The following is a 21,919-nucleotide window of genomic DNA, read 5'->3' as shown; positions in this document are numbered from 1 at the left end:
TTTTGGCGCTGTCGGAATACAGTAGAGAAACATTTCAAAAAACATCGTGTTTACCTTTGTTTTGTTGTGATATAATCATTTTGATAATGATTCTCTTTATCAAAACTCGGAAAGAAGGAATGAAAGATGACTCATAGATGCAAGAAAATCACGGCGGCTTTTTTTGCCTTATTATTGATTGCAGCCTTGGCAGCATGCGGAAATCAATCAGCGAACAAAGGCTCTTCTTCAGGCTCAAAGCAGAAAGAAACCATTACATACAAGGCCGAAAACGGAACGGTTAAAGTCCCTAAGCATCCAAAACGGGTGGTCGTCTTGGCCGATGACTATTACGGATATCTCAAGACGCTCGGCATTCACGTGGTCGGGGCTTCTGACAGAGTATTCAAAAACCCGTACTTCAAAGGAAAAACCGATGGCGTGACAAACATTGGCGACGGAGTTTCAGAAGAAAAAATCATTAATTTAAAACCCGACCTGATCATCGTTTGGACAACTCAAGGGGCGGATGTCGAAAAGCTGGAAAAAATCGCGCCTACGGTCGCTCTGAAATACGGAAAGGGCATGAGAGAACAACTCGAAGATTTCGGGAAGATGACAGGGACGGAAGATAAAGCGGAAAAATGGCTGGCTGAGTGGGACAAAAAAGTTGCGGCGGCAAAACCGAAGGTTCAAAAAGCCGTCGGTGACAAAACGGTCTCCATTATGCAGACGAACGGCAAAGAGATTTACGTGTTCGGCGAAAAATTCGGACGGGGCGGAAGCATTGTCTATAAAGAACTCGGATTAAACGCCACGAAGCTAACAAAGGAAAAAGCCATCAGCACCGGCCCCGGGTATACGAGCATTTCGTTGGAAAAGCTGCCTGACTTCGCCGGAGACTATATTTTTATAGGTCCTTGGCAATCAGGCGGAGACGACGGCGGTGTGTTCGGCACTTCCATTTGGAAAAACCTTGACGCCGTCAAAAACGGCCATGTCTATAAAATCGACCCGATCGGCTTCTATTTTTCCGATCCGATTTCATTAGAAGGACAGTTGAAATTCATAACGGACAGTTTAACGAAATAGAATAAAAGAGCTGCTTGATTTGCGGCGCTTCCGTCCTTGGGGCGGAAGCTTTTTTTATGATTGATGTTCGCCGAACAAGCATTCTTCATATGCTATTGTGGGAGGGATCATTGATGGCATTCATCAACATTAAACCGGAGTTAAAACAAGACATGTCAAGATTGTCAGACATCCTGAACATTCCCGAACCGCTTTTAGTCAGTGCGAACCTTAACGCGGACGTCGGGGAATTTTATTTTCCCGGATTGCATCCACAGGCAGGAAAAGATGCGGCGGCAGCAGAAACATATGAACAGCTGCAATTATTGGTGAATGGAGAGCCCGGGCTGGAAAATGAGCCGTGGCTGACTGATACGGTGATATATGATTCGCAAACGCTGAAACACGAAATTGAAAAAATCGCGGAATGCTTTCCGTTTGTCACATACCATAGTATTGGACGCTCTGTATTGGGCCAGCCGATATACGAGCTGAACATCGGAGCTGAGCATGCTGAAAAAAGAACGCATATCAATGCTTCTTTTCATGCGAACGAGTGGATCACCACTTCGGTGCTAATGAAGTGGGTCAAAGAATATTGTCTGTCTTTATGCAAAGGCGGTGAGATTCTCGGTTTTTCGCCGCTCAGGCTTTTTCAGATGACGAAGCTCTCAATCGTTCCGCTCGTGAATCCCGACGGAGTCGATCTTGTGCTGAACGGCCCGGAGCATCTCGGAATAAATCTTGAGCCCCTTGATGAAATGAACGAATATCAGTCTGAATTTAGGGAATGGAAAGCGAACATTAACGGAGTCGATCTGAACAACCAATTTCCGTCTTTTTGGGAAATCGAAAAACAGCGCAAGCCTCCTAAGGCGCCCTCATACCGGGATTATCCGGGAGACGCTCCGCTTACAGAACCTGAAGCGATCGTCATGCACGATCTAATCGAGAGCCGGCCGCCTGACCGGCTTATAGCGCTTCATACGCAAGGGGAAGAGATCTATTGGGGCTATGAAGGATTCGAGCCTCCGGAATCTGTCAATGTTGTTCAAGTGTTTGAGCGGCTCAGCGGTTATAAAGGCATCAGATATATTGACAGCTACGCCGGTTTCAGGGATTGGTTCATCCATTTTTACGGCAAAGAAGGATACACCGTTGAGCTTGGAAAAGGGAAAAACCCTTTACCCATAGCCGATTTTGACGATATATATTGTAAAAGCAGAGGAATTCTTTGGGCATCTTGTTTTTTTGAAAGCTGAAACCTTTACCGGCGCCACATCGTAAAGGTAGGCAGCGAAACATTTACGGAGGGAGAATGGCCGGTTTGAGAGTTTCATTATGGATCATTGCCGCTGTGTTTACCGTTTTAACAGCCGCCTGCACACCTTCGCAATCAGGCGGTTCAAAGGGCTCCTACAATGCGGATTCTGCTGGAAAGAATCATAGCGATGCAAAAGAAGAAAAGATAATACCGGTGAAGGACCGGTATTTTGATGCGGCGGCAGGGTGGCTTGATAATGAAACGATATTATATACCGCAACTGACCCGGTTGCGGGAAGTGAAGTAAAGTCATATGATATATTTACAGGGACCAAGAAAACGATATACAAAACCGATGAACGGCTGATCACAGCTGAACTGAACCGTAAAAAAGACATGATCCTCATCCAAACCGCCGGAGACGGCTCCGAGTTCAAATTGACGCTGATGAATGTGCGGGGCGAAAAGCTGTTTACAAAAGGTTTTAACACGAACGAACTGCAGGTTGACTGGAATGAGTTTGATCCTTATCTTCTATATGTGACGGCATTCACGAAAGATTGGAACTATCATTCATATTTGATCAATGCAAAAGAACAGACAACGGAGCAAAACATTGCCCAGGCTGCCTTTGTTCATTGGACATCGCCCGATTCATTCGATTATGTAAAGTGGGATAACAGGGACCGGGAAAAGCCGGCCCCTGTGTATTCCTATGACATACCGGCGGGAAGGCAAACGAAGCTTGCCGATGATGCGCTGCTTTCCGACGTGTTTGACAATGTCAGGCTGGTCGTGACATCATCGGGTAAAAACGGGTACGGGACCTACATATTTTCTGATGTGAAGTCATCGGAAAAACGGCTGTCTGTCACGCTCCCGCTGTTTTCCGATGATACAGGACAGTCGCCTATGGAATACGGCTATGATCAGAAAAACGAATGGTTTTACACGTATCAGCCGGGTGCATCGAGCTCCCTGTGCGATCTGATCGCCATCAGCCTTAAGACGGGGGAGCGGCGCGTGATTCAGAAGAGTGTGGAAATGCTTCCGATCACCGTGTCTCCAGACGGTCAATATCTATTGTACGGCTATGCGCACGATGAGATCATTTCACTCGGTTCGAAAACAATAGAACCACTTGTAGTCAAAGAATAGAAAGGAGCATGTTGCGATGGCAATAGCAGACGTAACCATCATCCCGATCGGAACGGAAACCCCGAGTGTGAGCAGTTATGTAGCGGAGATTCAAACGATTTTAGAAGGGTTTCAAAAGGAAGGAAGAATCAAATATCAGCTGACGCCGATGAATACCTTGATTGAAGGGGAGCTAAGCGATTTATTTCACGTCATTCAAACCATCCATGAAGCCCCTTTTCAAAAAGGGATACACAGGGTGGCCACAAACATCAGAATCGATGACAGGCGCGATAAGAAAACGACAATGGAAGGCAAACTGTCAAGCGTTCAAAAACATTTAAACAAATAAGCCCAAGCTTAAAAGCCTTGTTCCGTTTCATAACGGAACAAGGCTGTCCATTCAGCGGCAGAGGCGGTCTTTAGTGAGCCGTCGGATACCCGCTGTTTATAATTGTCATTACCGTAAACCAGCCGAAGACAAAAAAAGCCGCTCCTCCGAACAATATCCCGAGAACGTTGATTTGTTTAAGCGAACGAAGTGCCCCAACAGCAGATAATATCGTGACAAGGCCGAAAATGATCACGAGCAACATCAATATTAACCCCCTTCGTTTGGATCCCCTGCAGTTTATTTCCAATTTTATTTTAACCGTTTTCATTAGCTTTGTCGAGTGGAACATGGTTCATTGAAAGTTTCTCACAAAACGTTCATAATGAGACTGAGGTGAAAAGGATGAAATGGAGAAGAATGCCGTTAGGGCCGATTCAAACAAATGCGTATATTTTAGCAAATGATGACGGCGCCTGCTTAATATTTGATCCCGGCGGTGAAGCCGGTAAACTGAATGCTTATATAAAAGAACATCATCTTAGACCGCTCGCCGTTCTATTGACGCATGCCCATTTTGACCATATCGGAGCTGTTGACAAGGTGAGAAAAGAGTGGGATATTCCCGTCTATGTCCATAAAAATGAAGCGGAATGGCTGACAGATCCTTCATTAAACGGGTCGTCTCTGTTAACTGGTCAGGCTGTTACAGCAGAGAAAGCCGACCGGCTGATCGACAAAGAGCACGAGCTGAAAATCGGTCCGTTCAAGCTTCAGGTTCTTTTTACGCCAGGCCACTCGCCCGGAAGCGTCTCTTATTATGCAGAAGAGGAAAACCTGATCATTTCAGGCGATGTTCTGTTTAAAGGGAGCATCGGCCGCACAGATCTCCCGGGCGGAAGCCACGATGTTCTAATGGACAGCATTCACAAAAAGCTGCTTACTCTTCCTGAAGATACGCTCGTATTGAGCGGACACGGCCCTGAGACGGATTTGCTGACGGAACAGGAACAAAATCCGTTCATCAACGGCTTCACATTATAAAATGAAAAAAGAGACGAAATCCAGGCGGATCGTCTCTTTTTTCGTGCCTTAATGGCCTCCTTGCCCGGGGACCATAATAAACACGGAATAGTATGTAAACGCGGCAAAAAAGACCGTCAAGTATGCGCCGAAAATATAAATGTACATCCGTTCTGTCAAGTTAAGATACGATAAGAACACGAAGAAAACAGTTTGGCCGAAAAACAGCAATGACGCATCTTTCATATCTCCTAAATAAAACATGACCGCAAAAATACCTGTCCAGAAACCTAACACGCGGAACATGCGATTCATTGATATCCCTCCCAGAAAGCCCCTTTGTTTCTATTATAGATCAATCGCTCTTGGAATGTAAACATTTTCATTTTGGGAAAATCAATTCATTTTTTACAATTTTGTGATAACGGAATGTTTTTTGCACGTGTTTAATGAAACAAGATTCCGGGTACTAATCATAACAAAGACAGGACAGAACAATACAGAGGAGGAAACCAACCATGGAAGAGCTGATCTTTTATTCTTACCCGAGCTGCACGTCATGCAGGAAAACAAAGCATTGGCTGAAAGCGAATCAGATCGATTTTAAGGAACGCCATCTGTTCAGGGAGACGCCGAATCAAGAGGAATTAAAACACATTCTGTCTTTGACAACGGAAGGATTCGATGAAATATTGGCGACGAGGAGCCAAGCATTCAAAGAGCTCAATTTGAATATCGAGGAGCTGACGGTGAGCGAAGTAGTAGACTTGCTCATTGAAAAGCCGAAGCTCTTGAGGCGCCCGATCATCGTCAACGGTGAAAAGCTTGTTGTCGGATATAACCCCGGCGAGCTATTAAAGCTATTAAAGAGAAGCGCTTTGCAACGCTCTGTTTCGTGAAAAAACCGAAGATATGCTGAAAAAACTTCATTTTCAGCAATCTTCGGTTTTTACGCTTGGAAACTGGGCTAGCTGGATTCGAACCAGCGCATCACGGAGTCAAAGTCCGTTGCCTTACCGCTTGGCTATAGCCCAATGCCGCTACAAAATTAGTGTTGGCAAAATCGCTTGTTTTATACATAAGCATTTCCGTTTTTGATAAGGAGGATAGTTATGAAAAACAAACATTCTGCCCTGTATCATTATTTAATCAAACGATCGGACAAAATAACGAATCAATGGTTATCCAAAACGTCCGGCATCTCGTCGCCCGATAAGGCAAAGCCGTATATCCGGGCGGTTGCCCACCTATTGACAGCGCATCAGCCGGAAAAAGAATGGGAGGAAGCGCTGGATTGTGCGAGAGAAATGGCGCGGGACAGGGCAGCGAGCCAAGTTCCCATCTATGAAAGCATAAACGGAATCAACGTGTTCCGGAGAATTATTATTGATGAAATCGGGATGTTTTCTCATGAAGAAGCACCCGAAAGTTCCAAGTGCGACGTGTTGGAATGGAGCAGACGGCTCAATTTGATAATGGATGAAATCATCGGGCAATTCATGACGGAATATGATCTGTTGACGATGAGCCAATTAAAGACCCAAAATGAAATGATTCATGAATTAAGCGCCCCGGTGATCCCGATATCAAGCCATATAGGCGTTTTGCCGATCATAGGAGAAATCGATACACATAGAGCGAAGGGGATTTTGGAATCCGCTCTTGAGCGATGCGCAGGGCTCCGTTTATCGCATTTATTTATCGATATTTCCGGGGTTCCGATCATCGATACAATGGTTGTTTATCAGTTGTTCAGAATACTTGACACAACGAAGCTCTTAGGAATTGAAGCGACGATCTCCGGCATTCGTCCCGAAATGGCCCAGACGGTGGTCAAACGGGGCATCGATTTTTCCAATGTCAAAACAGAGCAGAATCTCGCAAAAGCTCTTTCGAAGAAAGGGTTCCGCATCCTGGAAGAAGGCGATGGCACATATAAAAACACGGTTTGAAGAGCAGTATTGTAAAAAATATGAGCCGGAAAAAGCAATTTTCGTGTTTCATAATCTTTTTTTGTCCCACGATAACGGCATATTTCCGTTTTTTGCGGATTTGAAGCTTCCGATGCTTTTCGCTTAAACTGCGATTAGAAAGGAGGCGTAACGATTGTGTACGCGATTGAATCATTAAGCGGGAAATTGATCGAAGAGGCGTGTGCGATGAGAGCTTCTGATATTCATATCGTTCCGGGGGAAAAAGAGGCGGTTATCCGCTTTAGAATTGATGATGAACTATTTCAAAAGGGCAGACTGACGAGAATGGAGTGCTCAAGGCTCATTTCTCACTTTAAATTTCTTTCTTCAATGGATATCGGGGAGCGAAGGCAGCCGCAAAGCGGTGCTTTAACCATTAAAGTGAACAATCAGCCCGTTCACTTGAGAATGTCGACTTTGCCTACCATATACGACGAAAGCCTGGTTATTCGCGTATTGCCGCAGGCAAGCGCCCCGCCGCTCAGAAGCCTGTCTTTGTTTCCAAACGCAACGGCAAAGCTGCTGTCTTTTCTGAAACATTCCCACGGTCTGCTGATCTTCACAGGTCCAACCGGTTCGGGAAAAACGACGACCCTGTACTCGCTGATCGAGTATGCCAAACAGCATTTCAACCGCAATATTATCACGCTGGAGGACCCGGTTGAATCCAGAAGCGAGCATGTTCTTCAAGTACAGGTGAATGAAAAAGCGGGCATGACGTATTCAGCAGGTTTAAAGGCTGTTCTCCGTCATGATCCCGACATGATCATCCTCGGAGAAATCCGCGATGCCGAAACAGCCAAAACCGCCGTCAGAGCTGCGCTGACGGGACATCTTGTATTATCTAGCATGCATGCGAAAAACGCAAAAGGAGCTATATACCGGCTGCTTGAGTTTGGCATTCATATGACCGAAATTGAGCAGACGCTTGTCGCTATAAGCGCACAGCGTCTCGTCAACCTTGTTTGTCCGTTTTGCGGGGAGCGGTGTTCTTTGTATTGCAGGATGTCGGGGAACGGAAGAAGAGTGAGCGTTTTTGAGCTTTTGTACGGGAAGAGTCTGAACCTGTGCATAAAAGAGGCAAAAGGCGCATACGTGAACAGCCGTTTTGAAACGCTGAGAAAATTGATTCGAAAAGGGATAGCGCTCGGCTATCTCCCGAAGGAAACTTATAACAGATGGGTGCATCATGAGACTGAATAACATAAGATGGCCCCTTCGGAAGCAGGCGGAGCTGTTTGAGAAGCTCGGCGAAATGATGATGAACGGGTATACGCTTCTCGACGCTTTGAATATGCTTGAGCTGCAATTCGACAATAAGCAAAAAGCGGACATTTCATTCGGAAGAAAAAAGCTGGCAGAAGGTTATCCCGTTTTTCAGGTTTTGAATATGATTTCGTTTCATAGGGACGCCGTCAGCATTGTTTATTTTGCCGAGCAGCACGGAAATTTGCCATTCGCTTTCAAGCAAAGCGGCGAATTGCTCAGCCGCAAAGTCGACCAGTCCGAAAAATTGAAGAAGGCTGCAAAATATCCGTCATTCCTGGTTGCAACGGTCTGTCTCATCGCCTATATTATGAAATCGGCGATTATTCCGCAGTTTTCCGCGATCTATGACTCCATGAATATCGAAACATCTTTTCTGACCTCCTTCATCTTTTTATTTTTTGACAGCCTCCCGCTGTTTTTTATGTGCATTCTCATCATTGCTGTGGTTTTGTTAACGTATTATGTTTCGATTTTCCGAAAAAAAGCCCCGGAAGAAAAAATGGCCCTCCTCGTTAAAATCCCGCTGGCAGGCAGAATCCTCAAATTATTCAACAGCTATTTTTTATCGCTTCAGCTAAGCAATCTTTTAACATCGGGATTGTCTGTATATGACAGCTTAAAAGCGTTTGAGAGCCAGCCTTTTTTGCCGTTTTTTCACAAGGAAGCAAAGCGCATGATCGAAAGGCTGAAACAGGGGGAAGCGCTGGAACAGATGCTGGACAGGCATCCGTTTTATGAAAAGGATCTCTCCAAAGCGGTGGCTCACGGTCAATTGAACGGTCATCTCCACAGGGAGCTATATTCATACAGCCAATTTTTGATCGACCGGCTTGAAAAGAAAGCGGAAAAGTGGACAAGCATGCTTCAGCCTCTGATTTACGGATTTACCGCAGCCATGATTTTAATCCTCTATCTGTCGATGCTTTTGCCAATGTATCAAATGATGAATCAGTTATAAAGGAGGACATCCATTTGAATGAAAAGGGATTTACGCTGATAGAAATGCTGGTCGTTATGCTTGTCATCTCAATTCTGCTCTTAATTACGATCCCGAATGTGACGAAGCATAATCAAAACATTCAAAAGAAAGGCTGTGAGGGATTGATCAATATGGTTCAGGCCCAAATTACCGCGTATCAGATGGATCACGACGGGAAAACGCCAAGTCTTGGAGAGCTTGAATCAGAGGGATATATCAAGAAAAATTTGGCGTGTCCTAATGGAAAATCGATCGTGATTTCAAATGGCAAGGCACAAACACAATAATGGGAAGGGACCAAACAGGGTTTACCCTTCTAGAAAGTTTAACCGTGCTATTGTTCAGCTCGATCATGCTGATTCTTTTGTTTGACAGACTGCCTTCCGCATATGACGCAAGGATCGTCAAGCATTTTGCCGAACAGCTTGAAGGCGATTTGCTTTATGCTCAGCAGGCAGCGCTCGCTCAAAACAAAAAAATAAACGTGCTGTTTGATGCTGATCATTGTGAATACACCATCAAGCCTGCGGATGAGAGCTTGACTCCTTATCTTATCAGGGAATATGATCACAAAATTGCCATCAAAAAGTCGACGCTCAGACAACATTTCACATACAGCCCAAACGGGGCTCCGAGTCAAGGAGGAAAGATGTTGATTGAAGCAAACCGGGCCTCCTTTGAACTGACGATTTATTTAGGAAGCGGTAAGATCAATGTTCAAAAAAAATAGAGGCTTTATGACAATCGAAACTGTTTCTGCATTCAGTATATGGGTGATGATAGCGGCTCTAATGATTCCCGTGTACCATCAGCTTGAATTAAAAGCCGAGATGGCAAAAAAAGAAGAAGCCGGGTACCGCATATTAGATGAGAAGATCAGCGGCTACATGCTGACCGGTCGCTACAAGCCCGCTGAAACCGTGTTTTATCAGGGAGCCGCATATTTGATTGAATGGGAGGAAAAAGGAGAAGAATATGAAGTCTGCATCTCTGTTGAAAACAGGCATGACCGTCAGTATTGCCTTGCGATTCTCAAAACAAAAGGGCTTTACCCTTCTTAATGTTTTGCTGTCATTAACGGTCTACATGTTTATCGCCGGAACGGCTGCCACGATTTTTCAGCTGTTTTTATCCCCGGGTGTCAAAAAAAATGAAATTCGCCCGGAAGAATGGACGATCACAGCTGAACAAATGCAGAAAGAATGCAAAGAAGCCGTTGCCGTTAAAGTGGCAGACAACGGACAGGCGCTTGAAATGACGAATTCCTCAGGTGATGCCGTTCGTTATGAACCGTATCAGGCGCTCATTCGAAAACGAGTGAATTCTAAAGGCCATGTGCCGATGCTGCAGCATGTCAAACGCATCGCATTCCGGCTTCAAGATCACCAAGTCATCATTGAAGCAATCAGTCTTAACGGTACTCAATACCGTGCGGCATTTCCGATCTATCATTCTTTATGAAGGTGATTCATGTGAATAATTCCAGAGGCTTTATTTACCCTGCAGCGGTTTTTTTGGCGATGATCTGCATGCTTTGCGCCGCCCATTCGACAGCGGCTTTTATGACGAAGCATGCTTTTATCAAACAGACGAAAGATTTTTACATTCAGCAAAATCTTCTGCAAAATGGAATCCTTCACTCCATCAGGCACATGCAAGACGAAGAAGCTGGAGAGGAGAACAAAGCGTATGGCTCTGTGATGTATGCCATTGCTTCAGCCGGCAAGGAAACGAAGCGTGTCAGGCTAAAAGTGAAGACGGCAGCTGATTCTGAAAAGACTGCTGATTTTCAATTCCATCTAAGGAAAAAGACCATCAGTCACTGGAAAGAGCATTAGCGATCAAAACGGTTTGGTGTATAAAAAAGAGAGGGGCTGACAACACTTCATCATAAGAGGACTCTCTCATGAGGTGATTTGATGAAAACGAACGATTATGTGAAATATATGACAGAACAGCTTGTCAAATATATGGACACGCCGAAACAAGAAAGAAAAGAAATGAAAGAAAGACGCAGGGAAAGCAAACCGCCGTCCCGCATTTTTCGGTGGTTCGGCATTATCCCGCTCGGCTGTATGATGTTTTTTAAACGTCATAAATAGCGAAGCAAAGGGCCGTTATTCCGCCCAGGTACGGACATGGTCCGGGCATACCGAAAATGAAGCCGCTTTTCAACAGAAAGCGGCTTATTTATATTCTTCGACGACTACCACTTTATTTATTTTATGGGTTGAGGGCTCATATGAAATGGTGACAAATACGCCAAATTTTCGATTTCCTTCGCTTAATGTTACATGATATTGCTTTACTGCTTCATCGGTTCGTTTTCGGTCCCATACTTTTTGAGTGAGCCGGACTTCAGCTGCAGGGTATCTTTTTTTCGCTGCCTGGACAGCTTTTTCTTCCCATTTTGTCATGCCGGCTGTTGTTTGCTCTGCCGCATGTATATCAAGCGGTCCGGCGATTATTGGCAGTAAAAAAAAGCATGACACGATGATTTTTTTCAGCATGGGTCATCATCCTTTCTCCCCTATTTTTTTCCTCGTTCATTTGGTTTATACGGAAAAATAAGAATAACATGTGTATTTTATAAAGAACTTCATATTTTTCAAAAAGATGAGAATTTGAGAGATTTTTTGAGGATTTAAACGATAATGTTCTGTAAAACGAACTAAATCGACCATTTCGGCAGTTTTCAATTCAATGGTTTGTTCTTTATACTCTAACTGTAAGGTTCTTTAAAACGAACAAAAAGCTGCTAGGAGGGTAGTCATGATTCGATTATCTCGAACTAGGAGATGCCGAAAAAGAAGCAAAAAGGCAGTCATCGGTTTTCAAATAATTTTGATCATTTACCTTTTGATTGGATTGGGGAGTCAGCTGAATCATTATACGAACGCATCATTTCATGATGTGGAAACATACAGCTTGACGATGAAAGCGTCTGCAAAATTTAAGGACATAGATGATAAGGTGTGGGACGGAAGCGATTTAAAGCTTCATAAACAGACAAAAACAAAAGGAAACACTTGTGCGCCGTTGGTTTTATTTGCTGAATTTAAAAACAGCGGCAAACACATTACTTCTTCTGAATGGAAATGGGAGCTGCACAAAATCGATGGTTCTTCAAAGTCGAAAGACGGGACTGTCATCGATAAAGGTACGATTGGCAAAGAAACAAAAAGCCGTGTATACAGGATAGAGTCAAATCGCGCGACAAAGGGAGGAACTTACGTTTTTAAATTGATCAAACCTGAAGGGCATCCCGATCACAAACGGGGAAAGCCGTTTATTTGGTCAAAGGCGATGAAGCTGAACGACTGCAAGGAAAAAACGCCGAAGCCTCCAAAAAAGGCCGAGTCTCATCGTAAGTCTGAGTCAGAAAAAACGAACAAGGTGGAGCGGAAAGAACAAACAAAAGATACAGATGCCAGCCAATCTGTTCGTGAGGAAAAAAATAAAGAGAAACATTCATTAGAAAGCGGGGATGAGTCATGAAAAAAATCATGAAATGGGTCAGCAATATCTTATATGTGATTATTTTCACGCTGATCATTGGGACGGTTATCGTCGTGATTTCGACAAAATCGTCCGGCGGGGAGCCCCAGCTCTTCGGATATCAATTGAAGACGGTTTTATCGGGTTCGATGGAGCCGGAATTTAAAACGGGGTCGATTATCGCCGTTCAAAAGGTTGACAATCCCGAGGCATTGAAAAAGGGCGACATTATTACATTCATGCAAGACCAGAACACAATGGTTACTCACCGAATTATCGGTATAACAAAAAATAAATCAAATCTCATGTTTCAGACAAAAGGGGACAACAACCAAAATCCTGATTCCGATCCAGTTCTTTCGGAAAATGTTGTCGCCAAATATTCCGGAATTACGGTTCCTTATGCCGGATATCTGTTGGACTTTGCCGGCAAACCGATCGGCACGGCCATCTTATTGATCGTACCGGGCCTATTGCTAATCCTTTATGCGGTGATCACTGTTTCGGCGGCATTGCGTGAGATTGAGCAAAAAGCAAAAGCGATCGAAACTGCCGGCAAAGACCGGGTTTCAATGTAACTTTCGTTGGTCACCTGTTATTCAGGTCTCCATATATAGATTTTCTTATTATAAAAGGAGGAGTTATCATGGGTACAAAGAAAAAAATCGGATTGGGAGTTGCATCCGCTGCTCTTGGACTGGCATTAGTAGGAGGAGGAACTTGGGCTGCGTTTAACGATATCGAATCGACTCATGCTACTTATGCAGCAGGAACGCTTGACTTAAATGCAAAAGAAACGTCTGCAAGAGTGAGCCTGTCAAACTTAAAACCGGGTGATAAATTCAAAAAAGAATTTACCTTTAAAAATGACGGATCATTGGCTATTAAAGAAGTGTTAATGCAAATGGGCTTCAGCAATTTCGTTGACGGAAACGCGAAAAACGGCGGGAAAAACTCTGCCGAGGATTTCCTGAAACAGTTTAAAGTGAGCGTACTGACGGTCGGCGTTGAAGGCGGAAACGGCTATCCTAAAAACATCATCCTGGATTCCGCAAACCTCTATGACTTGTACAATATGTCTGTGAAAAAAGATAAAGCATCAATGGACAAAGTCAAAAAGCTGATCGAGCCTGGCTTCCTGCATGACAACGGCAAAATCAATGTAGCGACAATCAACGGAAAGACTGCGCCTGAGTACGACGGAATTCCAAAAGATCCGTACGATTTTGACAAAGTCGAAATGGTCATTGAATTTGTCAATGACACAACAACAGACAGCAACGGCAACATGGTGCAGAACAAATATCAAGGAGATTCTGTACAGCTCGATTTCTCGTTTGAAGCTACTCAATGGAACGGCCTGACCATCGACGGAAATAAACATGCCGATGAAAAAGGTTATGTAAAAGAGAACGAAAGAGCGCACAGTGAAGATAAATAAACGAATGATGAAAAAACGGATCTGGTATGATCCGTTTTTTTATGTATACTTGATCGGCGCCGTTTTATTTTTACAATGCCAAAGGGAGTAAGATATGCGGCACTTACTCCTTTTCCTGACTCTTCTTCCATTTTTGGTAATCTAAAAATTCTCGAAATTGTTTTTTAGAAACCCCTGATGCCATCGCGTCACGAACTAGATTTTCCCATTCACTATCTAATTGACCATCGTATTCGGTTTCATCTTTTTCATCAAGCAGGGTATGAACCGAGACGTCCAGAACAGCGGAGACTTTTTCTAGAAATTGAATGGAGGGGTTTGTTTGCAAATTTCTTTCTATTGAACTTAAATAAGACTTCGCTACCCCAGCCTTTTCAGCTAGTTCAGATAGTGAGTAGCCTTTTTCTTTTCGATATTGTTTAATACGCTGGCCAATCAATGTCATCACCTTCCTTTCGATATTATAGCACATTCAGAAGGGATTTATTGAATGACTTCTTTCAATTGGTGTGGAAGCTTCGGAAGTCTTATTTCCTAAATTGAGAAATATTCTTATTTCTTCCGGACTAATGCCTTCATTGAGAGCACTTTTGATCAGCTCTTCCCACTCCTTGTCCAATTCTTCTTTCTCATGTTCCACTTTATTCATGGCATTTCCCCCCAAAATACTTCATTATGTATTTCAGTTAAACGTGTTGTGATAAACAAAGATCGATCTCTGGTCTCGACACTTTTCCGAGATTTTCCAATTTGTGTTCCAAAAGTTATTCTCCCCACATTCATTATAATGGGAGGGATCTGAATAAAAAGAAGAACGGTGTCGAATCGGAAAATTTATCCTGAAATTTTTTTCTGTAAATAAAACAATCCGCCGTTTTCAATTTTAATTTCGATTTTCGGTTCGTAAAGCGCTTGAAGGGCTTTTTTTTCAATTTCGTATTCTTCGGGCTTTTCTTCCGTCTCTTCGTAAAATTGATTCAGAAGAGAAAGGTCGTTGTTCCATCTTTTAAGAGAAGCTTCGGCCCAGTCGAGGGGTTCTGTTCTGGCCGCTTGTTCGATATAGCGCTCGAGCCGTTTGATGGCGCTTTCCGGTTTGATTAAGGGCGATACTGTATAGCAGTAGTCGGAAATGTGCGAAGAAAGCGACCTGGCTTCCATTCGTTCCTGAAAGTTTTCTGTTAGCTGCCCGCTGATTAAATGGAGGCCGAGGGACAAAAGCTTGTCTTTTTTCATGTCGGACTGGTAGGAAATCGTTACATTCAAACCGAGCCACGGCTCAAGCGGAATATGTCCCTCCGCGGAGCTGATTTTTTCATAGAGGCGGATAAATTTTCCGTTCTTTTTGACCGCCTGAAATATTTGAAACAGCCGCGGCGACCCGAAGTGAATGAATTCGCCGTCAATATCTGCGGGCGCTGCTTCTTCATTTGTGATCAGCGTAATTTTCATCGGGTTGGGCACCCCGCCCGTCTTTTCAAGCCAGTGCCAATAAAATGGCCTGTTCATGATTTGCTTATCGACTTCAGCCGTCAGCTGCACCGTTAAGTGGCCGGGGCTTTTGTCGGTGATGTCGCACCCGTTTGCGGTGAAAAAACGTTCCAAAAACCTTTGAATTTCCTCCTGTCTCATGTATTAGCCTCCGATCTGTTTATGATCATGTCCGTAGGAGATGAACGATGCCAGATTTTCCATTTTAATTTTCATTTCCTCATCTGATGACGAATAAAAGAGAATGTCGTGCAGATGCTCTTCAAAATTGCCGACCTCTATTTTTGTTAAAATATCATCCAGGTCGCCGACGACTTTTTCGAATAAATGGATTTTTTCATAGAGAAGCTTCAAAATATGCTCTTCCACCGTGTGTTTTGTAGCCATATTGTAGATATACACATCGCGCTCCTGGCCGAGCCGGTGAATCCGTCCGATTCTTTGCTCAAGACGCATCGGGTTCCACGGAAGGTCATAGTTGATGATTTTGTTGCAAAATTGCAGGTTGATCCCTTCGCCGCCCGCTTCTGTGGCGATCAGCACCTGAACCTTGCCCCTGAACAAGTCTTTCATCCAGTCTTTTTTTCCTCTTTTAAAGCCGCCCCGAAACGGTACGGAACTGATTCCGTTTTGCTGGAGGAACCATTGGAGATAAATTTGCGTCGCTCTGTACTCCGTAAAGATAATGACTTTGTCATCCAGCTCTTCAATCAGCTCAACGACTTTAAGCGCCTTTGAGTTTTGCGTGACCTCATTGACCTTGTTGATCAGCCGGTGTATCGCGGCTTCTCCGATGACGGGCGCTTCGCGGTCTTTTTTGTCAAGCATGTTTTTTAAGGTCATGTAGACCGCTTCTCTGCTTGAGCAGCATTCGCGCTCCAATGTCATAATCGAAAACATGCCTGCAGAATGGCGATGATCTTTTTTTAGGCTTGTGATCTCGTCATATAAAGCCTGTTCGGTCGGAGAAAAGGAGATCGGCACCGTTTCGACGTGGCGCTTCGTCCATGTAATGCCGGTATCCTGCCGCCTGTTTCTGATCATCACTTTATTGATGAGCGATTTCAATCGTTCATGCGCCTCTTTCGAATCGATTTGTTTTGAATAATCTTTGTTGAAATTGCTTTCATTGCCCAAATGCCCCGGTTTTAACAGGGAGACGAGGTTGAAAATTTCGTCGATCTTGTTTTGGATCGGCGTCGCCGTCAGCATCAGGCAATATTTTTTCTTTAAATTGCGGACGAATTCGTAGTTTTTGGTTTTGCTGTTTTTTAGTTTGTGAGCCTCATCAATAATGACTACATCGTATTGAATCGATAATACGGTTTCCCGGTGCGGCGATCGTTTCGCCGTATCGAGAGAGGAGACGACAACGTCGCACTGCTCCCATACGTAGCTTTTTTTCTGTTCGACGGCCGGGATCAAAAATTTTTCGCGCAGCTCTTTGACCCATTGCGAGACAAGCGAAGCGGGCACGAGAATCAAAATTTTCTTTGCGAGTCCGCGAATCATGTATTCTTTTAAAATCAGGCCGGCTTCGACCGTTTTGCCGAGACCTACTTCATCGGCCAATATGGCTTTTCCGTTCATCTGTTCAACCACTTTTTGAGCGACCTCAAGCTGATGGGGAAGCGGAGTAAAGTCAGGCAGGTGATACGGCGCCTGCAGCCCTTCAAAGGTCGGTATGGCCAGCCTTTTTTGCACCTCGCATGAAAGCTGGTAAAGCTCCCAGTTTGCCCAGGGGCCGTCCTGGTCAAGGTGTTTTGCAAACTGTTCCGGCCACTCATGGTCAAAATGAATGTCTGGTATCATCGTAACGCCGCCTTTCCTCTCACACAAAATGTTCTTTTCTTCTGAAGATCACCATTTGTAAATCGGGCTGATGTGATAATCGGATTGATAAAATACGAACATTTTAGAGAAAAAATAATGGATTGTTAATGATTTTTCCTGTTGCCCAAACGCTTTGATGATGGTAGGATATTTGTAGATCATCAGCGAAAAAATCGAAAGTCCTTATGTAGTATGTCCAGAAATGAAGCGAATATGAGCGAATGACGGCAAGGGGAGAGACCGGTAAGGAATGCCTTATGACGGCGCCGAAGGAGCAAGCTCTTGAAACAAGCGAATCTCTCAGGCAAAAGAACTCTTGCTTGACGCAACTCTGGAGAGAGTTTGCACCATTATCATGTTTAGCAAACCACCAAAGGGGACATCTTTGCTTTCGTGCAAAGTAAACTTTCAGGTGCCAGGACAGAGAACCTCCGAACTGACAAAGGGGGTTCTCTGTCCTTTTTTGTGCCGTCTATAAAGAGCTTTTAATATTGGAATCTTTCGCGTTTTCTGATGATTGGCAAACTTATGGTGATAAAAAACGAAGGGGGAAAGAGGATGCTTAAACGAACGCCTTTATTTGACCTGTATAAGGAATACGGCGGAAAGACGATTGATTTCGGCGGCTGGGAGCTGCCTGTTCAATTTTCATCGATCAAAGAAGAACATGAAGCAGTGAGGACGAAAGCCGGATTGTTTGACGTCTCCCACATGGGGGAGGTCGAGGTCACGGGAGCCGGCAGCCTTCCGTTTTTGCAGAAGCTTTTAACAAACGATGTCGCCGCATTGAAAGAAGGCGGCGCCCAGTATACGGCGATGTGCGATGAAAACGGCGGGACGATCGACGACCTCCTTGTTTATCAAAAGGGAAGCGGCCGCTATTTGCTGGTCATTAATGCAGCTAACATTACGAAGGATATCGATTGGCTGAATCGGCACGCCGAAGGGGATGTCAAGATTCAAAACGTGTCTGGCGAGATCTCTCTGCTCGCCCTTCAGGGACCGAAAGCAGCACAGATTTTAAAGCAGGTGACAGATCTTGATCTCAATGCTCTAAAGCCGTTTACATTCCGCGATGAAGCCCCGGTAGGAAATGTACGGGCGCTTGTGTCAAGAACGGGGTATACCGGAGAGGACGGCTTTGAAATCTACTGCAGGAATGAAGATGCACCATACATTTGGAAGCTTCTTTTGGAAACAGGCAAGGATGACGGTCTCATTCCGTGCGGACTCGGCGCAAGGGACACGCTCCGCTTTGAAGCAAAACTGCCGTTATACGGGCAGGAGCTTACAAAAGAGATAACGCCGATTGAAGCGGGGATCGGCTTCGCCGTGAAAACGAATAAAGAGGCCGATTTCATCGGAAAGTCAGTATTGGCAAGGCAAAAAGAACACGGGGCTGCCAGAAAGCTCGCCGGTCTTGAAATGATCGATAAAGGGATTCCGCGGCACGGGTATGCCGTTTTTCACCAAGGCGAGCGAGTCGGCGAAGTGACGACCGGAACGCAGTCGCCCACTTTGAAAAAAAACGTCGGCCTTGCCTTGCTGGAAAAAGAAGCAGCCGAAATCGGCACCATTGTCGAGGTTGAAATCAGGAAGAAACGGCTGAAAGCGAAAGTTGTAAAAACCCCATTTTATAAACGGCAGTCATAAGTTTGCCACGATCATGAAAGGAGACGAAAAGATGAAGCACCGCTACCTTCCTGCGACAGAACAGGATAAACAAGAGATGCTTGAGGCGATCGGAGTCGAAAAGATCGACGACTTATTCTCCGATATTCCCGAGAGCGTTCGATTTAAAGGCGAATACCAAATCAAAAAAGCAAAGTCAGAGACGGAGCTTACGAAAGAGCTGACTAAGCTCGCGGCAAAAAATAAGGACACGGCATCATATGCCTCGTTTTTGGGAGCGGGGGTCTATGACCATTACCAGCCTGTCATTGTCGACCATGTCATTTCAAGATCTGAATTTTATACGGCTTATACCCCGTATCAGCCGGAAATTTCGCAAGGGGAGCTTCAGGCGATTTTTGAGTTCCAGACGATGATTTGCGAATTGACGGGAATGGACATCAGCAATTCATCGATGTATGACGGAGGGACCGCCTTGGCGGAAGCTGCGATGCTTGCATCAGGGCATACGAAAAAGAAAAAAATCGTCGTCTCTGAAACGGTTCATCCGGAATCGCGCGAGGTGCTGAAAACGTATGCGAAAGGGCAGTACATCGAAGTCATTGAAGTGCCTGCAGGTAAAGGGACGACAGACCTCGAAGCGCTTGATGCCGCAGTGTGTGACGAGACGGCAGCCGTGATCGTCCAGTATCCGAACTTTTTCGGACAGATCGAACCGCTGGACAAAATCGAGCCGATCGCACATAAAGGAAAAAGCATGTTCATCGTTTCCGCCAATCCGCTGGCGCTCGGTATTTTAACGCCGCCTGGAGTGTTCGGGGCGGACATCGTCGTCGGAGACGCCCAGCCGTTCGGAATACCGGCTGCGTTCGGCGGACCGCACTGCGGATATTTCGCCGCGACGAAAAAGTTGATGCGGAAGGTTCCGGGGCGCCTTGTCGGACAGACGGAAGACGAAAACGGCAAACGCGGCTTCGTCTTAACGCTGCAGGCCAGGGAACAGCATATCAGACGGGATAAAGCGACCTCGAACATTTGCTCAAATCAGGCGCTCAATGCGCTTGCTGCTTCCGTTGCAATGACAGCCCTCGGCAAAAAAGGCGTTAAGGATATCGCCTGGCAGAACGTGCAGAAAGCGGCCTATGCAAAAGAAGCCGCCAAACGGGCAGGCCTTGAAGTCGCATTTGACGGGCCGATGTTTAACGAATTCGTCGTCAAGCTGAAGGAGCCTGTCTCTTCGGTGAATGAACGCCTGCTTGGAAAGGAGATCATCGGCGGATATGACCTCGGTGCGGTATACACGGATTTAAAAAACCACATGCTGATCGCTGTTACCGAGCTCCGGACAAAAGAAGAAATCGATACACTCATCAAGGAATTGGGGGATCGCCATGCATAATCAGGATCAATCGCTTATTTTTGAAATATCGAAAGAAGGCCGGGTCGGCTACAGCCTTCCTGAGCTTGACGTCCCTGAAACAGATGTGTCGAACCTTTTCGACGAGACGTACATCAGGAAAGAGCCGGCTGAGCTTCCGGAAGTGTCTGAGCTCGATATCATGAGGCATTATACCGCTCTGTCAAAGCGAAATCACGGCGTTGATTCAGGCTTTTATCCGCTCGGTTCCTGCACGATGAAATACAATCCGAAGCTGAATGAGAAAATCGCGAGAATACCCGGCTTTGCGGCGATTCATCCGCTTCAGGACGAGCGTACGGTGCAGGGGGCGCTAGAGCTGCTTTACGATCTGAGCAAGCATTTGGAAGAGATTACAGGCATGGATGAGGTTACGCTTCAGCCGGCGGCCGGGGCACACGGAGAGTGGACCGGTCTGATGATGATCCGCGCGTTCCATGAGGCAAACGGCGATCATAAAAGAACGAAGGTGATTGTCCCGGATTCTGCGCACGGAACGAATCCTGCGTCTGCGACCGTTGCAGGCTTTGAAACGGTCACTGTTCAGTCGAATGCCGACGGGCTCGTCGATCTGGAAGATTTAAAACGGGTCGTAAGCGACGAAACGGCTGCATTAATGTTGACAAATCCGAACACGCTTGGTCTTTTTGAAGAGCATATTTTAGAAATGGCCGAAATCGTCCACCAAGCAGGAGGGAAGCTGTATTATGACGGAGCCAACCTCAATGCGGTGCTGAGCAAAGCAAGGCCCGGCGACATGGGGTTTGACGTCGTACATTTAAACCTTCATAAAACCTTTACAGGGCCGCACGGCGGCGGAGGTCCGGGCTCAGGTCCTGTCGGCGTCAAAGCCGAGCTTATCCCGTTTTTGCCAAAGCCCGTTTTAGTCAAAAAAGACGGCCGCTTCACGTTTGACTATGACCGCCCGCAATCGATCGGCAGGGTCAAGCCGTATTACGGAAACTTCGGCATCAATGTGAGAGCCTATACGTATATTCGTTCGATGGGTCCTGACGGGCTGAAGGAAGTTACGGAAAACGCCGTTTTAAACGCGAACTATATGATGAGGAAGCTTGCGCCGTATTATGATCTGCCGTATGACCGCCACTGCAAGCATGAATTTGTGCTGTCAGGCAGGCGCCAGAAAAAGCTCGGCGTCAGGACGCTCGACATCGCCAAGCGCCTGCTCGATTTCGGCTTCCATCCGCCGACCATTTACTTCCCGCTTAATGTGGAAGAATGCATCATGATCGAACCGACGGAAACCGAATCGAAAGAAACGCTTGATTCGTTTATCGAGAAGATGATCCAGATCGCCAAAGAAGCGGAAGAAACCCCTGAAATTGTTCAGGAAGCCCCGCATACAACGGTTGTGAAACGAATGGATGAAACAAAAGCGGCGCGCAAGCCTGTGCTTCGCTATGAAAGAGGATAAACATAAAGAAAACCGGCGGATTTGATATGCTCCCCTAAAGGTAGACAGATGAAATAAAAAAATCTGTTTGCCTTGGGGGAGTTTTTTCATGGCTGGAAAATGGTTTTCAAAAGAAGAAAAATTGAATATTCTATCAGAATGTGATCAGG

General features: G+C 45.4%; 28 protein-coding genes, 1 tRNA gene and 1 riboswitch. Of the genes, 21 read left to right on the top strand and 8 right to left on the bottom strand.

The genetic code is table 11. From position 1 onward, the window contains the following. The first annotated feature begins 126 nt into the window (after positions 1–126). From V7126_RS11735 to V7126_RS11720, 4 genes are all read left to right on the top strand, one after another. On the top strand, positions 127–1,071 hold the full coding sequence (locus tag V7126_RS11735) for an iron-hydroxamate ABC transporter substrate-binding protein (protein ID WP_335497608.1): 945 nt from the start codon (positions 127–129) through the stop codon (positions 1,069–1,071). A 113-nt stretch (positions 1,072–1,184) separates the two neighbouring features. Further along, on the top strand, positions 1,185–2,312 hold the full coding sequence (locus V7126_RS11730) for a M14 family metallopeptidase (RefSeq protein ID WP_046129982.1): 1,128 nt from the start codon (positions 1,185–1,187) through the stop codon (positions 2,310–2,312). 56 nt (positions 2,313–2,368) lie between these two features. Further along, positions 2,369–3,472: a hypothetical protein gene (locus V7126_RS11725; RefSeq protein ID WP_175077026.1), complete on the top strand. Its 1,104-nt coding sequence runs from the start codon at positions 2,369–2,371 to the stop codon at positions 3,470–3,472. A gap of 16 nt (positions 3,473–3,488) precedes the next feature. Next, positions 3,489–3,803, top strand: a complete 315-nt coding sequence (locus V7126_RS11720; protein ID WP_046129980.1) for an MTH1187 family thiamine-binding protein — start codon at positions 3,489–3,491, stop codon at positions 3,801–3,803. Positions 3,804–3,873: 70 nt separating this feature from the next. On the opposite strand, the gene V7126_RS11715 is transcribed toward V7126_RS11720, so the two are convergent. Next, positions 3,874–4,047: a DUF2759 domain-containing protein gene (locus V7126_RS11715; RefSeq protein ID WP_046129979.1), complete on the bottom strand. Its 174-nt coding sequence runs from the start codon at positions 4,045–4,047 to the stop codon at positions 3,874–3,876. Between the two features lie 140 nt (positions 4,048–4,187). On the opposite strand from V7126_RS11715, the gene V7126_RS11710 reads away from it, so the two are divergent. Continuing rightward, positions 4,188–4,826, top strand: coding sequence for an MBL fold metallo-hydrolase (locus V7126_RS11710; protein ID WP_046129978.1), 639 nt, complete (start codon positions 4,188–4,190; stop codon positions 4,824–4,826). Between the two features lie 48 nt (positions 4,827–4,874). Here V7126_RS11710 and V7126_RS11705 read toward each other — a convergent pair whose 3' ends face one another. Then, a complete protein-coding gene (locus V7126_RS11705; protein ID WP_046129977.1) occupies positions 4,875–5,120 on the bottom strand; it encodes a DUF2626 domain-containing protein in 246 nt (81 codons plus the stop codon). A 203-nt stretch (positions 5,121–5,323) separates the two neighbouring features. Between V7126_RS11705 and V7126_RS11700 the strand changes: the two genes are divergently transcribed. Then, on the top strand, positions 5,324–5,704 hold the full coding sequence (locus tag V7126_RS11700; protein WP_046129976.1) for a Spx/MgsR family RNA polymerase-binding regulatory protein: 381 nt from the start codon (positions 5,324–5,326) through the stop codon (positions 5,702–5,704). A 63-nt stretch (positions 5,705–5,767) separates the two neighbouring features. On the opposite strand, the gene V7126_RS11695 is transcribed toward V7126_RS11700, so the two are convergent. Beyond that, positions 5,768–5,839: transfer RNA gene (locus V7126_RS11695), tRNA-Gln, on the bottom strand. A 78-nt stretch (positions 5,840–5,917) separates the two neighbouring features. On the opposite strand from V7126_RS11695, the gene V7126_RS11690 reads away from it, so the two are divergent. From V7126_RS11690 to V7126_RS11650, 9 genes are all read left to right on the top strand, one after another. Beyond that, entirely contained in the window at positions 5,918–6,757 is an 840-nt protein-coding gene (locus V7126_RS11690; protein WP_175077028.1) for an STAS domain-containing protein, read from the top strand. A gap of 156 nt (positions 6,758–6,913) precedes the next feature. Continuing rightward, positions 6,914–7,981, top strand: a complete 1,068-nt coding sequence (gene comGA, locus V7126_RS11685; RefSeq protein WP_175077029.1) for a competence type IV pilus ATPase ComGA — start codon at positions 6,914–6,916, stop codon at positions 7,979–7,981. Continuing rightward, positions 7,968–9,005, top strand: a complete 1,038-nt coding sequence (comGB, locus tag V7126_RS11680) for a competence type IV pilus assembly protein ComGB (protein WP_046129973.1) — start codon at positions 7,968–7,970, stop codon at positions 9,003–9,005. The genes comGA and comGB overlap by 14 nt, the downstream gene beginning before the upstream one ends. Before the next feature lie 14 nt (positions 9,006–9,019). Continuing rightward, positions 9,020–9,313, top strand: a complete 294-nt coding sequence (comGC, locus tag V7126_RS11675; protein WP_046129972.1) for a competence type IV pilus major pilin ComGC — start codon at positions 9,020–9,022, stop codon at positions 9,311–9,313. Beyond that, positions 9,313–9,756, top strand: coding sequence for a competence type IV pilus minor pilin ComGD (gene comGD / locus V7126_RS11670; protein ID WP_335497607.1), 444 nt, complete (start codon positions 9,313–9,315; stop codon positions 9,754–9,756). Before comGC ends, comGD begins: the two co-directional genes overlap by 1 nt. After that, the gene (gene comGE / locus V7126_RS11665; protein WP_175077031.1) at positions 9,740–10,087 is read left to right on the top strand and encodes a competence type IV pilus minor pilin ComGE; all 348 of its coding nucleotides are present in this window, start codon (positions 9,740–9,742) and stop codon (positions 10,085–10,087) included. Before comGD ends, comGE begins: the two co-directional genes overlap by 17 nt. Then, a complete protein-coding gene (gene comGF, locus V7126_RS11660; protein WP_236809842.1) occupies positions 10,002–10,487 on the top strand; it encodes a competence type IV pilus minor pilin ComGF in 486 nt (161 codons plus the stop codon). The genes comGE and comGF overlap by 86 nt, the downstream gene beginning before the upstream one ends. Before the next feature lie 11 nt (positions 10,488–10,498). Then, positions 10,499–10,864 carry a competence type IV pilus minor pilin ComGG gene (gene comGG, locus V7126_RS11655; protein ID WP_046129969.1) on the top strand — a complete coding sequence of 122 codons (366 nt, stop codon included), beginning with the start codon at positions 10,499–10,501 and terminating at the stop codon, positions 10,862–10,864. 81 nt (positions 10,865–10,945) lie between these two features. Then, positions 10,946–11,128, top strand: coding sequence for a YqzE family protein (locus tag V7126_RS11650; protein WP_335497606.1), 183 nt, complete (start codon positions 10,946–10,948; stop codon positions 11,126–11,128). A gap of 84 nt (positions 11,129–11,212) precedes the next feature. Here the strand turns inward: V7126_RS11650 and V7126_RS11645 are convergent, their stop codons facing one another. Further along, entirely contained in the window at positions 11,213–11,536 is a 324-nt protein-coding gene (locus V7126_RS11645; RefSeq protein WP_175077032.1) for a DUF3889 domain-containing protein, read from the bottom strand. Between the two features lie 262 nt (positions 11,537–11,798). Between V7126_RS11645 and tapA the strand changes: the two genes are divergently transcribed. The 3 genes from tapA to tasA all read left to right on the top strand — a co-directional run bounded on the left by tapA (position 11,799) and on the right by tasA (position 13,965). Next, positions 11,799–12,524 carry an amyloid fiber anchoring/assembly protein TapA gene (gene tapA / locus V7126_RS11640; RefSeq protein ID WP_175077033.1) on the top strand — a complete coding sequence of 242 codons (726 nt, stop codon included), beginning with the start codon at positions 11,799–11,801 and terminating at the stop codon, positions 12,522–12,524. Next, the gene (gene sipW / locus V7126_RS11635) at positions 12,521–13,102 is read left to right on the top strand and encodes a signal peptidase I SipW (RefSeq protein ID WP_175077034.1); all 582 of its coding nucleotides are present in this window, start codon (positions 12,521–12,523) and stop codon (positions 13,100–13,102) included. The genes tapA and sipW overlap by 4 nt, the downstream gene beginning before the upstream one ends. Before the next feature lie 68 nt (positions 13,103–13,170). Next, positions 13,171–13,965 (top strand): biofilm matrix protein TasA, encoded by a 795-nt coding sequence (gene tasA / locus V7126_RS11630; protein ID WP_046129964.1) that lies wholly within the window; start codon positions 13,171–13,173, stop codon positions 13,963–13,965. Between the two features lie 103 nt (positions 13,966–14,068). On the opposite strand, the gene sinR is transcribed toward tasA, so the two are convergent. From sinR to V7126_RS11610, 4 genes are all read right to left on the bottom strand, one after another. Beyond that, entirely contained in the window at positions 14,069–14,404 is a 336-nt protein-coding gene (gene sinR / locus V7126_RS11625) for a transcriptional regulator SinR (protein ID WP_096891855.1), read from the bottom strand. 33 nt (positions 14,405–14,437) lie between these two features. Next, positions 14,438–14,614 (bottom strand): anti-repressor SinI, encoded by a 177-nt coding sequence (gene sinI, locus V7126_RS11620; RefSeq protein WP_046129962.1) that lies wholly within the window; start codon positions 14,612–14,614, stop codon positions 14,438–14,440. A 185-nt stretch (positions 14,615–14,799) separates the two neighbouring features. Beyond that, on the bottom strand, positions 14,800–15,594 hold the full coding sequence (locus tag V7126_RS11615; RefSeq protein WP_046129961.1) for a YqhG family protein: 795 nt from the start codon (positions 15,592–15,594) through the stop codon (positions 14,800–14,802). 3 nt (positions 15,595–15,597) lie between these two features. Next, positions 15,598–17,265 (bottom strand): DEAD/DEAH box helicase, encoded by a 1,668-nt coding sequence (locus V7126_RS11610; RefSeq protein ID WP_046129960.1) that lies wholly within the window; start codon positions 17,263–17,265, stop codon positions 15,598–15,600. 242 nt (positions 17,266–17,507) lie between these two features. After that, positions 17,508–17,612, top strand: a riboswitch (glycine riboswitch). Between the two features lie 232 nt (positions 17,613–17,844). Between V7126_RS11610 and gcvT the strand changes: the two genes are divergently transcribed. From gcvT to gcvPB, 3 genes are read left to right on the top strand one after another with little or no spacing between them, the layout of a single operon-like run. Continuing rightward, entirely contained in the window at positions 17,845–18,939 is a 1,095-nt protein-coding gene (gene gcvT, locus V7126_RS11605) for a glycine cleavage system aminomethyltransferase GcvT (protein ID WP_175077035.1), read from the top strand. 31 nt (positions 18,940–18,970) lie between these two features. Further along, complete coding sequence (gene gcvPA / locus V7126_RS11600; protein ID WP_175077036.1) at positions 18,971–20,317, top strand: aminomethyl-transferring glycine dehydrogenase subunit GcvPA; 1,347 nt, start codon at positions 18,971–18,973, stop codon at positions 20,315–20,317. After that, on the top strand, positions 20,310–21,770 hold the full coding sequence (gene gcvPB / locus V7126_RS11595) for an aminomethyl-transferring glycine dehydrogenase subunit GcvPB (protein ID WP_175077037.1): 1,461 nt from the start codon (positions 20,310–20,312) through the stop codon (positions 21,768–21,770). The genes gcvPA and gcvPB overlap by 8 nt, the downstream gene beginning before the upstream one ends. Positions 21,771–21,919 lie beyond the last annotated feature (149 nt).

It is taken from the genome of Bacillus sp. JJ675 (assembly GCF_036963165.1).
Classification (GTDB): Bacteria; Bacillota; Bacilli; order Bacillales; family Bacillaceae; genus Bacillus; species Bacillus glycinifermentans.
Note: the sequence above shows the minus strand (reverse complement) of the source record. Positions and strands in the feature narration are given on the sequence as shown.

Bases quoted from the DNA above. Each gene is read 5' to 3' on its own strand.
- V7126_RS11735 (WP_335497608.1), top strand. From the start codon at position 127: ATGACTCATAGATGCAAGAAAATCACGGCGGCTTTTTTTGCCTTATTA.
- V7126_RS11730 (WP_046129982.1), top strand. From the start codon at position 1,185: ATGGCATTCATCAACATTAAACCGGAGTTAAAACAAGACATGTCAAGA.
- V7126_RS11725 (WP_175077026.1), top strand. From the start codon at position 2,369: ATGGCCGGTTTGAGAGTTTCATTATGGATCATTGCCGCTGTGTTTACC.
- V7126_RS11720 (WP_046129980.1), top strand. From the start codon at position 3,489: ATGGCAATAGCAGACGTAACCATCATCCCGATCGGAACGGAAACCCCG.
- V7126_RS11715 (WP_046129979.1), bottom strand. From the start codon at position 4,047: ATGTTGCTCGTGATCATTTTCGGCCTTGTCACGATATTATCTGCTGTT.
- V7126_RS11710 (WP_046129978.1), top strand. From the start codon at position 4,188: ATGAAATGGAGAAGAATGCCGTTAGGGCCGATTCAAACAAATGCGTAT.
- V7126_RS11705 (WP_046129977.1), bottom strand. From the start codon at position 5,120: ATGAATCGCATGTTCCGCGTGTTAGGTTTCTGGACAGGTATTTTTGCG.
- V7126_RS11700 (WP_046129976.1), top strand. From the start codon at position 5,324: ATGGAAGAGCTGATCTTTTATTCTTACCCGAGCTGCACGTCATGCAGG.
- V7126_RS11690 (WP_175077028.1), top strand. From the start codon at position 5,918: ATGAAAAACAAACATTCTGCCCTGTATCATTATTTAATCAAACGATCG.
- comGB (WP_046129973.1), top strand. From the start codon at position 7,968: ATGAGACTGAATAACATAAGATGGCCCCTTCGGAAGCAGGCGGAGCTG.
- comGD (WP_335497607.1), top strand. From the start codon at position 9,313: ATGGGAAGGGACCAAACAGGGTTTACCCTTCTAGAAAGTTTAACCGTG.
- comGE (WP_175077031.1), top strand. From the start codon at position 9,740: ATGTTCAAAAAAAATAGAGGCTTTATGACAATCGAAACTGTTTCTGCA.
- comGF (WP_236809842.1), top strand. From the start codon at position 10,002: ATGAAGTCTGCATCTCTGTTGAAAACAGGCATGACCGTCAGTATTGCC.
- V7126_RS11650 (WP_335497606.1), top strand. From the start codon at position 10,946: ATGAAAACGAACGATTATGTGAAATATATGACAGAACAGCTTGTCAAA.
- V7126_RS11645 (WP_175077032.1), bottom strand. From the start codon at position 11,536: ATGCTGAAAAAAATCATCGTGTCATGCTTTTTTTTACTGCCAATAATC.
- tapA (WP_175077033.1), top strand. From the start codon at position 11,799: ATGATTCGATTATCTCGAACTAGGAGATGCCGAAAAAGAAGCAAAAAG.
- sipW (WP_175077034.1), top strand. From the start codon at position 12,521: ATGAAAAAAATCATGAAATGGGTCAGCAATATCTTATATGTGATTATT.
- tasA (WP_046129964.1), top strand. From the start codon at position 13,171: ATGGGTACAAAGAAAAAAATCGGATTGGGAGTTGCATCCGCTGCTCTT.
- sinI (WP_046129962.1), bottom strand. From the start codon at position 14,614: ATGAATAAAGTGGAACATGAGAAAGAAGAATTGGACAAGGAGTGGGAA.
- V7126_RS11615 (WP_046129961.1), bottom strand. From the start codon at position 15,594: ATGAGACAGGAGGAAATTCAAAGGTTTTTGGAACGTTTTTTCACCGCA.
- V7126_RS11610 (WP_046129960.1), bottom strand. From the start codon at position 17,265: ATGATACCAGACATTCATTTTGACCATGAGTGGCCGGAACAGTTTGCA.
- gcvT (WP_175077035.1), top strand. From the start codon at position 17,845: ATGCTTAAACGAACGCCTTTATTTGACCTGTATAAGGAATACGGCGGA.
- gcvPA (WP_175077036.1), top strand. From the start codon at position 18,971: ATGAAGCACCGCTACCTTCCTGCGACAGAACAGGATAAACAAGAGATG.
- gcvPB (WP_175077037.1), top strand. From the start codon at position 20,310: ATGCATAATCAGGATCAATCGCTTATTTTTGAAATATCGAAAGAAGGC.